General features: G+C 65.8%; 16 protein-coding genes. 11 read left to right on the top strand and 5 right to left on the bottom strand.

The genetic code is table 11. From position 1 onward, the window contains the following. The first annotated feature begins 98 nt into the window (after window positions 1-98). Complete coding sequence (locus ACVILH_RS33980) at window positions 99-344, top strand: hypothetical protein (RefSeq protein ID WP_456716790.1); 246 nt, start codon at window positions 99-101, stop codon at window positions 342-344. Window positions 345-349: 5 nt separating this feature from the next. Here ACVILH_RS33980 and ACVILH_RS33975 read toward each other — a convergent pair whose 3' ends face one another. Further along, a complete protein-coding gene (locus ACVILH_RS33975; protein WP_456716789.1) occupies window positions 350-538 on the bottom strand; it encodes a hypothetical protein in 189 nt (62 codons plus the stop codon). 52 nt (window positions 539-590) lie between these two features. Further along, complete coding sequence (locus tag ACVILH_RS33970) at window positions 591-746, bottom strand: hypothetical protein (RefSeq protein ID WP_009028352.1); 156 nt, start codon at window positions 744-746, stop codon at window positions 591-593. Between the two features lie 120 nt (window positions 747-866). On the opposite strand from ACVILH_RS33970, the gene ACVILH_RS33965 reads away from it, so the two are divergent. The 6 genes from ACVILH_RS33965 (at window position 867) to ACVILH_RS33940 (ending at window position 6,440) form a co-directional block, all read left to right on the top strand. Next, window positions 867-1,445 (top strand): cytochrome c oxidase subunit 3 family protein, encoded by a 579-nt coding sequence (locus tag ACVILH_RS33965; RefSeq protein ID WP_456716788.1) that lies wholly within the window; start codon window positions 867-869, stop codon window positions 1,443-1,445. Between the two features lie 3 nt (window positions 1,446-1,448). Next, window positions 1,449-1,712, top strand: a complete 264-nt coding sequence (locus ACVILH_RS33960) for a cytochrome C oxidase subunit IV family protein (RefSeq protein ID WP_456716787.1) — start codon at window positions 1,449-1,451, stop codon at window positions 1,710-1,712. 102 nt (window positions 1,713-1,814) lie between these two features. After that, complete coding sequence (locus ACVILH_RS33955) at window positions 1,815-2,267, top strand: c-type cytochrome (protein WP_257169900.1); 453 nt, start codon at window positions 1,815-1,817, stop codon at window positions 2,265-2,267. A gap of 39 nt (window positions 2,268-2,306) precedes the next feature. Then, a complete protein-coding gene (locus ACVILH_RS33950; protein ID WP_456716786.1) occupies window positions 2,307-3,653 on the top strand; it encodes a cbb3-type cytochrome c oxidase subunit I in 1,347 nt (448 codons plus the stop codon). Between the two features lie 60 nt (window positions 3,654-3,713). Then, window positions 3,714-4,523, top strand: coding sequence for an AAA family ATPase (locus ACVILH_RS33945; RefSeq protein WP_456716785.1), 810 nt, complete (start codon window positions 3,714-3,716; stop codon window positions 4,521-4,523). A 3-nt stretch (window positions 4,524-4,526) separates the two neighbouring features. Beyond that, entirely contained in the window at window positions 4,527-6,440 is a 1,914-nt protein-coding gene (locus tag ACVILH_RS33940; RefSeq protein ID WP_456716784.1) for a VWA domain-containing protein, read from the top strand. An 11-nt stretch (window positions 6,441-6,451) separates the two neighbouring features. Here ACVILH_RS33940 and ACVILH_RS33935 read toward each other — a convergent pair whose 3' ends face one another. Continuing rightward, window positions 6,452-6,886: a DUF2267 domain-containing protein gene (locus tag ACVILH_RS33935; RefSeq protein ID WP_456716783.1), complete on the bottom strand. Its 435-nt coding sequence runs from the start codon at window positions 6,884-6,886 to the stop codon at window positions 6,452-6,454. Window positions 6,887-7,277: 391 nt separating this feature from the next. On the opposite strand from ACVILH_RS33935, the gene ACVILH_RS33930 reads away from it, so the two are divergent. Beyond that, the gene (locus tag ACVILH_RS33930; protein ID WP_006612869.1) at window positions 7,278-7,520 is read left to right on the top strand and encodes a hypothetical protein; all 243 of its coding nucleotides are present in this window, start codon (window positions 7,278-7,280) and stop codon (window positions 7,518-7,520) included. A 179-nt stretch (window positions 7,521-7,699) separates the two neighbouring features. Here the strand turns inward: ACVILH_RS33930 and ACVILH_RS33925 are convergent, their stop codons facing one another. Next, complete coding sequence (locus ACVILH_RS33925; protein ID WP_456716782.1) at window positions 7,700-8,686, bottom strand: LysR family transcriptional regulator; 987 nt, start codon at window positions 8,684-8,686, stop codon at window positions 7,700-7,702. Continuing rightward, complete coding sequence (locus ACVILH_RS33920) at window positions 8,683-8,838, bottom strand: hypothetical protein (protein WP_456716781.1); 156 nt, start codon at window positions 8,836-8,838, stop codon at window positions 8,683-8,685. Before ACVILH_RS33920 ends, ACVILH_RS33925 begins: the two co-directional genes overlap by 4 nt. Here ACVILH_RS33920 and ACVILH_RS33915 point away from each other — a divergent pair. Genes ACVILH_RS33915 through ACVILH_RS33905 form a run of 3 tightly spaced genes read left to right on the top strand, consistent with a single transcriptional unit; the run spans window position 8,837 to window position 11,440 of the window. Further along, on the top strand, window positions 8,837-9,811 hold the full coding sequence (locus tag ACVILH_RS33915) for an N-carbamoyl-D-amino-acid hydrolase (protein ID WP_456716780.1): 975 nt from the start codon (window positions 8,837-8,839) through the stop codon (window positions 9,809-9,811). The genes ACVILH_RS33920 and ACVILH_RS33915 overlap by 2 nt on opposite strands. A gap of 10 nt (window positions 9,812-9,821) precedes the next feature. Next, entirely contained in the window at window positions 9,822-10,676 is an 855-nt protein-coding gene (locus ACVILH_RS33910) for an amino acid ABC transporter permease (RefSeq protein ID WP_456716779.1), read from the top strand. After that, window positions 10,673-11,440 (top strand): amino acid ABC transporter ATP-binding protein, encoded by a 768-nt coding sequence (locus ACVILH_RS33905; protein WP_456717163.1) that lies wholly within the window; start codon window positions 10,673-10,675, stop codon window positions 11,438-11,440. Before ACVILH_RS33910 ends, ACVILH_RS33905 begins: the two co-directional genes overlap by 4 nt. Window positions 11,441-11,446 lie beyond the last annotated feature (6 nt).

The raw sequence follows: 11,446 nt of genomic DNA, 5'->3' as shown, positions 1-11,446 counted from the left end.
TTCTCGCATTTCGGAACTGCTGCCGTGCGCCTTTACCGCGTGTCGGTCAGGAACGATCGAGGCGGCCCCCCGTTCTCGCTCGCAGGAGCTCGATCGTCATGCGTGCAGGACCGGTCACCATCATCGTTGCATTGCTGCTGATCTTCGCGGCCGCCGTCGTCTTCGCCTATCAGGGGCTGACGCTGCCCGGAGATCCGATGCCGACCGAGGGCTGGATCGCGCTGACGCTCGGCGTGGTGTTCTCGTTGATCGTGGGGATCGGGCTGATGGTGCTGCTGTTCTACAGCAGCCGCCGCGGATACGACGAGCCGTCACATTTCACGCCGGAAGATCCAAGGGACTGAGCGGCTCATTCCGGTCGCGGCGGATGCTCCGTGCGCGGGTGGCGGTCGTGCAGCAGCTTCGCCAGCTGATGCCGCAGATCGTCGTGGCCGCGCATCGCGGTCTCGAACAGCGCCTCCTGGATGTCGCGGGGGATGTCACCCCACACGCTGATCGCGGCGTTACCGAGCAACTCGGCGAAACGGTTGTCGTCCATGCGGCACCTCCGGACGAGGAGACGCCCTGGTGCCGCGAAGGTTCCAAGCGGCCTATTGGGTGACGAACAGGACGGTGGCGATCGCCACCGACGCCGCAATGGCCGACACGGTGCCGGTGGTCGACAGCACACCCATGCGCCGCAGCGCCGCGGCGAACACGATGATGATCGGCGTGGCGGTGACGAGGCCGAGCTGGGCTTCGGTCATGGGATGGGCTCCTGGCGGCTTCATCCCTTCCTAGCGCAGTGCGACGCCGCGCTGTTTGTGCACCGACAAAGAGGACCTCAGCTCCCTTGACTAGCGTCGCGTATCCAACCGGAGGGCGCGATGTCGGCACTCACATGCGAAACGGAGCAGGAGGAGCGTTGGGGCGTGCTTGACGGGTTGCCCGGCGATCCCATGATGTGGGTGCTGATCCTCAGCGAGCTGGTCGCGTTCGGCCTGCTGCTCGGCGCCTTCATCGTCGCGCGTGCGGTTCATCCGGTGGTGTTCGCGGCCGGGCAGGCCATGCTCGACGGACCGCTCGCCGCGTTGAACACGATCGTGCTGGTGACGAGCGGCTGGGCCGCGGCGCGGGCTGCTGAAGCCGCGCGGGGGGAGTCGCGGCGTAGCGCACGGCGCTGGATTGCGCTGGCCATGATGCTCGGTGTCGCATTCATAGCCATCAAGCTGATCGAGTACGGCAACGAGATCGCGTCCGGCGCCAGCCTCGAATCCTCGGTTTTCTTCACGCTCTACTTCCTGCTGACGGGGTTCCACCTGCTGCACGTTGCGCTGGGCATCGTCATCCTCGCCATCGTCGGCCGCAGCGCCTCGTCCAACGGTGTCGAGACCGGGGCTGCGTTCTGGCACATGGTCGACCTGGTCTGGATCGTGATGTTCCCGATCCTCTATCTGGTGAGGTGAGCCATGATCCTCGGTCGTCTCGATGTCGCGTGTCTGCAACTGCTGAGCTTCGCTCTCGCCACGCTCGCAGCCTCGGTGCTGATACCGAACAGATGGCTCATTGATGCGCTGGTGCTCTTGCTCGCCGCTGCAAAGGGCAGGGTAATCGCGCTCGATTATCTCGGGCTGCGGCATGGGCCCGCGCCGTGGCGCGGTCTGCTCGCCACCTGGATCGCCGGCCTCGCTGCCTTTGCCGCGCTTGCGGTTGCCATCCGGGCTCTCGTCTAGCTGCTGATCGGCGCACTCGTTGCGCCCCGACAAAGAGCCCTCCGGCCGCGCCGGTAGATTGCTTCCACACATCGACTCTTCACCAACCGGAAAGGACGTGTCATGGCGGAACGCCTGACCAAGTCGGCCGCGCGGAACGTCTTCTACGGCGGTTCGGCCTTCTTCTTTGCGATCTTCCTCGGGCTGACCGCGCACAGCCACTACTACATGGTCACGACCTCGACCAAGGCGTCGACACTCTCGGATGGCGTCGCGCGCGGCAAGCATGTCTGGGAGAAGAACTCCTGCATCAACTGCCATACGTTGCTTGGCGAGGGCGCCTACTTCGCGCCTGAAGTCGGCAATGTCTGGGACCGCTGGGGCGGGCGAGAAGACCCTGCCGCGGCGCGCGAGATGCTGAAGTCCTGGATGCAGTCGCAGCCCTCGGGTGCGCCGGGACGGCGGCAGATGCCGCAGTTCAACCTGACCGACCAGGAGCTCAACGACCTCGCCGACTTCCTGCAATGGACCGACACCATCAAGCGCCAGGACTGGCCGCCGAACAAGGCCGGCTGAGCCCCGCATTTCGCCCTTCATCCACGAGAGAGATCCGCGATGAGATATGAGACCCAGAAGGTCGCGATGCTGTATTTCTACGGCGCGCTGACGCTCTTCCTTGCTCAGGTCCTGTTCGGCCTGCTCGCCGGCACCATCTACGTGCTGCCGAACACGCTGTCGGTCCTGCTGCCCTTCAACATCGTCCGCATGATCCACACCAACGCGTTGATCGTCTGGTCGCTGATCGGCTTCATGGGCGCGACCTACTTCCTCTTGCCCGAGGAGACCGAGACCGAGCTCTACAGCCCGCTGCTCGCCAAGATCCAGTTCTGGATGTTCTTCGGCGCAGCCGCCGTGGCGGTGGTCGGCTATGTCTTCCACTACCACGAGGGCCGCGAGTTCCTCGAGCAGCCCTTCATCATCAAGGTCGGCATCGTCGTGGTCTGCCTGATGTTCCTGTTCAATGTGACGATGACCGCACTGAAGGGCCGCAAGACCACGGTGACCAACATCCTGCTGTTTGGGCTGTGGGGCGTCGCGATCTTCTTCCTGTTCGCGTTCTACAACCCGGCCAATCTCGCCGTCGACAAGATGTACTGGTGGTACATCGTCCATCTCTGGGTCGAAGGCGTGTGGGAGCTGATCATGGCCTCGATCCTCGCCTTCCTGATGATCAAGCTCAACGGCATCGACCGCGAGGTGGTCGAGAAGTGGCTCTATGTGATCATCGGTCTCGCGCTGTTCTCCGGCATCCTCGGCACCGGCCACCACTTCTACTGGATCGGCGCGCCCGGCTATTGGCAATGGATCGGCTCGCTGTTCTCGACGCTGGAAGTCGCGCCGTTCTTCACCATGGTGATCTTCACGGTGCAGATGACGTTGAAGGCCGGCCGCAAGCATCCGAACCGTGCCGCGCTGCTGTGGTCCGTCGGTTGCTCCATGATGGCCTTCCTCGGTGCCGGCGTGTGGGGCTTCCTGCACACCCTGTCGAGCGTGAACTACTACACCCACGGCACCCAGGTCACCGCCGCGCACGGCCATCTCGCCTTTTTCGGCGCCTATGTGATGCTCAACCTCGCTGTCATGGCCTATGCCGTGCCGCAGCTGCGCCAGCGCGCGCCCTACAATCAGTGGCTCTCGATCGCGAGCTTCTGGATCATGTGCACGGCGATGATGGTGATGACCTTCGCGCTGACCTTCGCCGGCATCCTCCAGGTGCATCTGCAGCGCGTGCTCGGCCAGAGCTACATGGACGTGCAGGATCAGCTCGCGATGTTCTACTGGGTGCGGCTCGGCTCCGGCGTGTTCGTCGCGATTTCGGCGCTGATGTTCGTCTGGGCCGTGCTGGTGCCCGGCCGCGCGAAGCAGGCCGTGATCCCCGGCGCGCTGCAGCCCGCGGAGTGAATGCTGGCAGGCGGCGGCCTTGCGGTCGCCGCCTGCATGCCCCGATTTTGGAGAGAGATCATGAAAGCTGCGCTGCACGCGATCGAGACCGTTCCCGCTTTTCCGCCGTACACGCCGACTGGCAACGAGTGCGCGCTGTTCGAGCACGCGTTCCGGCATCGCCTTCCAGTGCTGCTGAAGGGCCCGACCGGCTGCGGCAAGACTCGCTTCGTCGCGCACATGGCCGCGCGGCTCGGGCTGCCGCTGCACACCGTGGCCTGTCACGACGACCTCACCGCCGCCGATCTCACCGGCCGCTATCTGCTCAAGGGCGGCGATACCGTGTGGACCGACGGACCGCTGACCCGCGCGGTGCGCGAAGGCGGCATCTGTTATCTCGATGAGGTGGTCGAGGCGCGCAAGGACGTCACGGTCGTGCTGCATCCTCTCACCGACGATCGCCGCATTCTGCCGCTCGAGCGCACCGGCGAGGAGCTGGCCGCGCCCGACGGCTTCATGCTCGTCGTCTCCTACAATCCCGGCTACCAGTCGCTGCACAAGGCGCTGAAGCCGTCGACGCGGCAGCGCTTCATCGCGATCGAGTTCGGCTTCCTGCCCGCCGAGCAGGAGCTTGCGGTCGTCGTTGCCGAGAGCGGGTTGTCGCCTGACCGTGTCCGGCCGCTGGTGGCGCTGGCGCAGCGGCTGCGGGCGCTGCAGGGCCATGATCTGGAGGAGGGCGTCTCGACCCGGCTGCTGGTGTATTGCGCCACGCTGGTTGCCGCCGGCACACCGGTCGCCGATGCCGTGCTCGCCGCGATGATCGAGCCGCTCACCGACGATGCTGACGTCAAGGCCGCGCTGCGCGAGGTCGCGCACGCTGTAATCGGGTGAGCCATGCTCGACTTTCTCGAACTGGAAGAAACGGTTGGCCGCGCGTGGCACCGCCTGGTCGGCACGACCTCGAGCTATCCGGTCCATCCCGATCACGCGGTTGCGCTGAACGATGTCAGCGGCCGTATCGCGGTGATGTTCCGCGCGCTGGGCGGCGAGACCGGCGTGCAGATCGCGGGCGCCAAGGCGCGCAAGTCCGGCCATCGTCTCGGCTGGCGCCAGCGCATCGGCCTTGGTGACGAGTGCCTCGACCAGGCCGGCCGCGACGGCGCCACAGTGTTTCTTCCGGACAGCATCGCGCTGCTGCCGGATCGCGCGCTCAATGCGCAGCTCTATCAGTGGCTCGCCGCGTGGTTCGCGACCATGCCGATCGATCCGATCGCGGAGGCCGATCCGCTGCGGCGCGATCTTCTCGCGCTGCGCCGGGCGCGCGAGACGACCATGGTGGTGCTCACGCGCTTTCCCGGATTGAACCGATCCTATGCCCAGCTCGCGCGGGCCCTGGCCGCGACCCGGCCGCGGCGTTCGTTGCCGCGTCTGGAGCAGCAGGTCGAGCACATCGTCATGGCGCTGCTCGGGGCCGACGTGCCGCAGGAGGGCGCCTTGTGGGACGCTGTGATCGCCGACGGCGAGCTGCCGGATGTCGCGCCGCCCGGTTACCGGCCGATGCTGCCGTGCCCGTTGTGGGGTGATTGCTGGAGCCGTGAGGCGGTTGCTGCCGAACGTGACGACGAGGAGACGCAGACGCCGGCTGAGCAGTCGGAAACGCAAGACACCCGCAAGCGCTTCGCGCGGCGTGAGCGCGACGATGCCACCAAGCGCGATCCGTTCATCCTCAACCGCTTCGAGAAGATCCTCGCGATGGCGGAGATGGTCAATGTCGATCGTCCCTCGGACGACACCGACGATGACGACGCCCGCAAGGCCGCGGACGATCTCGACGAGCTCGCGATCTCCAGGCGCAAGGGGCGGCCGGCGAGCAAGCTGAAGTTCGATCTCGATCTGCCGCCCGAGGCCGTGGACACCGCGCGGCTCGACAGCGGGCGACTTTATCCCGAATGGAATTATCGCAGCGGCGCCTATCTGCCAGATCATTGCCGCGTCGTCACCGGCGACGCCGCCGAGACGGGTGAGACCTGGGCACCGGATGACGCGATGCGCCGCCGCATCCGCAGCGTACGGCGTCGCTTCGAGACCTTGCGGCCGCGCCACGAAGTGATGCGCGCCCAGGCCGACGGCCATGACCTCGACATCGACGCGCTGGTCCGCGCGCGCAGCGACCTCAACGCCGGCCATGGTGGGCTGGATCGCGTCCACCTCGCGATGCGCCCGCTCGCGCATGATCTTGCGGTGACCCTGCTGGTCGACGTCTCGCTGTCGACCGATGCGTGGATCGATGGCGTGCGGGTGCTCGACGTCGAGAAGGAGGCGCTGCTGGTGCTCGCTCACGGTCTGTCGGCCTGCGGCGACAGCCACAGCATCGTCACCTTCACATCGCGGCGCAATTCCTGGGTCCGGCTGGAAACCGTGAAGGCGTTCGGCGAGCCGATGAGCGGGCAGGTCGAGCGCCGCATCGGCGCGCTGCGGCCCGGCTACTACACCCGCATCGGCACGGCCGTACGCCATGCCGCCGGCGAGCTGGCCGAGCGCCCCGAGCGCAAGCGGCTGCTGCTGGTGCTGACCGACGGCAAGCCGAATGATGTCGATCACTATGAGGGACGGTTCGCGATCGAGGACACGCGCAAGGCCGTGCAGGAGGCACGCCGCGCCGGCGTGGCAGTTTTCGGCGTGACTATCGATGCGGCGGCGCAGTCGTATTTTCCGACCCTGTTCGGCCGCGGCGGCTACGCGATCGTCGGCAACATCCGCCGTTTGCCTGCGGCGCTGCCGGCGATCTACCGGCAGCTCGCGCATTGAGCTCGCAGTTCTCAGGTCGCCGGTTCGCGCAGGTTCCTGAGCGGCACCGGCAGATGGCCCATCAGCTTGTCGAACTCGCCGGGATCGAGCTTCTCCCAGAGGATCTCGAAGATGCCGCGCGCGGCCTTGAGCGGATCGACGGGGAATTGCGGCGGTAGCTGGCGGAAGATATCGTCCACGAACTCTTCGAGATGCCGGTCCTTGGTCGGCGTCGACGTGTGATGCCAGCCCTCGTAGTAGATGCCTCGGATCAGCATCGGCAGCTGAGCGCCGAAGTTTGCCGCAGTGGCGAGCGGGAGGCGATCGCGCAGAACGTGCAGCACCGCGCGGAGCGCGTTGTACGCCTGCTGGCGGCTCGCCAGCCCGAGCCGCTGCTCGATCGCCTTCAGCCAGATGTTGGTTTCCTGGACGGTGTGGTCCAGCGCGGTGACGCCGATCTCGCTCATCTGATTCTCCATGGCCATGCACAGGGATCGTTGGCGGAACGCCGAACCAGGGAACCGCAACGTGATTCGCTTGGACGTGGCCGCAGTAGGCGGCGCGTTCGGACCGAGAATGTTGACTTGCATCAACATCACAACGTTGTGGCCGACGGCGAGGTAAACGAACGGTCAAGAGTACACTCGGGCGTTTACTGTTCCGGCCGTCGGAACGAAGCATCTCCAAATGTTCGCGGAGCGTTGTCACGCCATCAGGTTGAACCGTAATCGCCCTGCTTGTGCAGAACGCGTCTTCGCTTGCTCGGCGCGACAGACTCACCTTACATCGATGTCGCTGGAGACGCGGAGACCCGCGCACCCGGCACCCCCGCAACTCACGAATCGACGTCGGCTCGCAATGCTCAAGTCTGCCCAAGAGAAGTCTGTCCACAACAAGCCTGCTCAAGACAAATCCGGCAACGACCTTCCGCTGACCGGCTACGCCGTCGTGGTCGATGGCCAGATCAAGACCGAGTTCAAGACCAAGGACGGTGCGCATAACGGCGCGCATGACCTCAAGCGTCGCTTCCCGATGTTGCAGATCAAGGTGTACGACGCCGAGACGAAGCAGACGCACGACATCGAGTTGGCGCGGGCGTGAGGTTCGGGCCGCGGAGGAATGTAAGCTAAGCACTCGACTTCATTTGCGTATTCAACCGCAAGCGCGGTGCTGATTGATGTGCCCTCGCCCGTTGTGGGAGAGGGCATGTTGGACAGAGCAGCAAGCTCGCTCGGGTGAGGGGTCTCTCTCGACGAATCGCGCTTGTGGAAAGATACCCCTCACCCAACCGAGTTTGTTGAGGCGCCGGCGATGCCCTCTCCCGCAAGGGGAGAGGGCGCTGTATTGGGCAGCGTCGTTGCGGAAACAATTTTGTTTGTTTTCTCCGTAAGACTCCGGCTCGCATTGCGCACCTCGTTTCGAAACGTCTTCGCCAGATTCGACAGCGGCCGCGCCTCCGACCACAGCACGTAGGCCGACACCGCCGTGCTCGGCGTGAACGGGCGCACCGCGAGATCATGCCCGCCTTGCCGCGGCGAGAACGGATCGACCACGGCGACGCCGACCCCGGTTGCCGCCAGCACGCAGGCCGTGTTGCAGTAGCGGACCTCGACGGTTGGCTGATAGTCGGCATCGGATTCGCGAAAGCTGTCCCTCACGGCTTCGCCGAGTCGCGTGCCGCGCTCCAGTCCGATCAATGGAAAGCCGGCGAGATCGCGCGCTGAAATCTCGTGCCGCTCCGCGAGCGGATGCTGCGGCGGCATCACGCAGACCATCTCGCCGGTATGCACCACCTCATGCGCGATGCCCGGATGATCGGACAGGCCGAGCGCGAAGCCGAGCTCGGCGACGTTGCCGAGCACGCCCTCGATGACGCCCTCGTAGCGCCGGACGTCGAAGAACATCCGCGTCTGGGGCCTGCGCCGCAGGAAGCCCGACAAGGTCGGCGGGATGATGCTGTAGGCCAGCGGCGGCGTTGCCACGATCGACAGATGTCCTGTCTTCTGCTCACGCAGGTCACGGACCCGGTTTTCCAGCCGCGCATGAAGTGTGAAGATCGCCTCGCTCTCCTCATACAGCGTCATCGCCTCCGGCGTCGGGAACAGCCGGTTGTTGACGCGCTCGAACAGCGTGAAGCCCGCCTGCGCCTCCATCGCCTTCAACGCGTTGCTGATCGCCGGCTGCGACAACGACAGCTCCTCGGCAGCGGCGACCGTGGTGTGATGGCGGATGACCGCCCGCAGGATCTCCAGCTGTCGCAGGTTCATGTGAACGCCCTATAAGCCCCGGTGATGGTCTCGGCCAAAATATCATAGCGCGCGGCCGCGAAGGTGGATTGCAAATCCCACGCCGCTTTCGCCAAGATGGCCCCTTCTTTCGGTGCGCGTCTCCCGGCGATCTTCGCCTGATCGTTCGGCATGGCGCACAGATCGGAGGCAGTCTTGAGCCGTATTTTCCGCGCCGCCGCCGCCCAGATGGGGCCGACCCAGCGCGCCGACAGCCGGGCACACACGCTGTCCCGCCTGATAGAACTGCTGGAGCAGGCTGCCGGCGAGGGCGCGAAGCTGGTGGTGTTTCCCGAGCTCGCCTTCACGACCTTCTTCCCGCGCTGGATTTTGGAGGGCGATGCGCTCGACCAGTACTTTGAGCGCAGCATGCCGAATGCCTCCGTCGCCGCGCTGTTCGACCGCGCGCGGGCGCTCGGCGTCGGCTTCTATGTCGGCTACGCCGAGCTGACGCCCGACGGCCGGCGGTTCAACAGCTCGATCCTGGTCGATCCCGATGGCGAGATCATCAGCAAGTACCGCAAGGTGCATCTGCCGGGCTCGGTCGAGCCGCGCGAGGGCGCCAAGTATCAGCAGCTGGAGAAGCGCTATTTCGGGTACGGCGATCTCGGCTTTCCCGCGGTGCGCGCCGGCTCCGAGTGGGGCGGGGCGATCATGGGCATGATGATCTGCAACGACCGGCGCTGGCCGGAATCCTGGCGCATGCTCGGCATGCAGGGCGTCGAGCTGGTCTGCGTCGGCTACAACTCCGCGGCCTATGATCCGAACGGCGGCAACACCGAGGATGCAACCTTGCGCACCTTCCACTCGACGCTCGTCGCGCAGGCCAATGCCTATATGAACGCGACCTGGGCGATCGCGGTCGCCAAGGCCGGCGACGAGGACGGCAGCGGCCTGATCGGCGGCTCCTGCATCGTCGATCCCAATGGCTGCATCGTCGCCCAGGCCAAGACGCTCGCAGATGAGGTGCTCGTCGCCGACATCGATCTCGATCTGTGCCGGCAAGGCAAGGACAAGATGTTCAACTTCGCGGCGCATCGCCGGCCCGATCAGTACAAGCTCATCACCGAGCGTGCCGGCGTGGTCGAGCCGGTCGCCGTCGACTGACGGCGCCGCGATGAGCCGCAGCGAGACGCTGGCCGAAGGTTTCCCGGATCTCTCCGCGCACAAAATCGCGCGGCAGGCGCATTGGAGCCGCTGGCTCACGGCGGCAATCATTGTCGTGATTCTTGTGGCGATCGGCCGCGCCTTCGCGCGTGGGCAGATCGAGTGGTCCTTCGTCGAGCGCTTCATCACCGCGCCCGTCATCCTGCGCGGCATCGTCAACACCATGATCATGGCGGTGGCGGCGATGGCGCTCGGCATCGCGCTCGGCGTGGTCGTCGCGATCATGCGGCTGTCGCCGAATCCGGTGCTGCGCTCCGTTGCCGCCGGATATACGTGGCTGTTCCGCGGCACGCCGCTGATCCTGCAACTGCTGCTCTGGTTCAATCTCGCGCTGGTGTTTCCGACCATCAGCATTCCCGGCCTGTGGAGCGCGCGCGCCGTCGAGTTGATGACGCCGTTCCTCGCCGCGCTGCTCGGGCTCGGCATCAACCAGGGCGCATACACCTCGGAGGTGATGCGCGCCGGGCTGCTGTCGGTCGACATCGGGCAATACGAGGCGGCGCAGGCGATCGGCATGGGCCGGCTGCAGGCGCTGCGCCGGATCATCCTGCCGCAGGCCATGCGCGTCGTCATCCCGCCGCTCGGCAACGAGTTCATCGGCCTGGTCAAGGCGACCTCGCTTGCGAGCGTGATCCAATATCCGGAAGTGCTGCATTCGGCCGAGAACATCTACTACGCCAACTCCCGTGTCATCGAGCTCCTGATCGTGGCCGGCCTCTGGTATCTGCTCGTGGTCTCGATCCTGACGCCGCTGCAGATGCTGCTCGAACGCCGCTTCGCGCGCGGCATCGCGCGGGGGCGCTGATGAAGCCGCTGGTCGCGATCCGCCAGGTCAGCAAGCGTTTTGGCGAGTTCCAGGCGCTCAAGCAGGTGTCGCTCGACGTTTTCGAAGGCGAGGTGGTGTGTTTGATCGGGCAGTCCGGCTCCGGCAAGACCACCTTGCTCCGCTGCGTCAACCAGCTCACCACGGCCGACAGCGGCGGTATCTGGCTCGATGGCGAGTTGCTCGGCTTTCGCGAGCAGGATGGCCGGCTGCATCGGCTGTCCGAGCGCGAGATCGCGCGGCAGCGGCTGGCCTGCGGCATGGTGTTCCAGCGCTTCAATTTGTTCCCGCACATGACGGCGCTGGAGAACATCATCGAGGGCCCGGTCCAGGTGCAGAAGCGCAAGCCGGCCGAGGCGAGGGACGCGGCGATGACGCTGCTGCGCCGCGTCGGGCTCGCCGACAAGGCCGGCTCCTACCCGTCGCAACTCTCCGGCGGCCAGCAGCAGCGCGTCGCGATCGCACGCGCGCTCGCGATGGCGCCGCGGTTGGTGCTGTTCGACGAGCCGACCTCGGCGCTCGATCCGGAGCTGGTCGGCGAGGTGCTCGGCGTGATGAAGGAGCTCGCGACCTCCGGCATGACCATGCTGGTGGTCACGCATGAGCTGGGCTTCGCGCGCGAGGTCGCCGACCGCGTGGTCTACATGGACCAGGGCGTGATCGTCGAGAGCGGTCCGGCCGGCGAGGTGCTGCGCGCGCCGCGCGAAGCCAGGACCAAGGTATTTCTGGCAGCTGAAGTGGGGTGAGATCAG

The organism is Bradyrhizobium sp. USDA 4353, from assembly GCF_054063215.1.
Note: the sequence above shows the minus strand (reverse complement) of the source record. Positions and strands in the feature narration are given on the sequence as shown.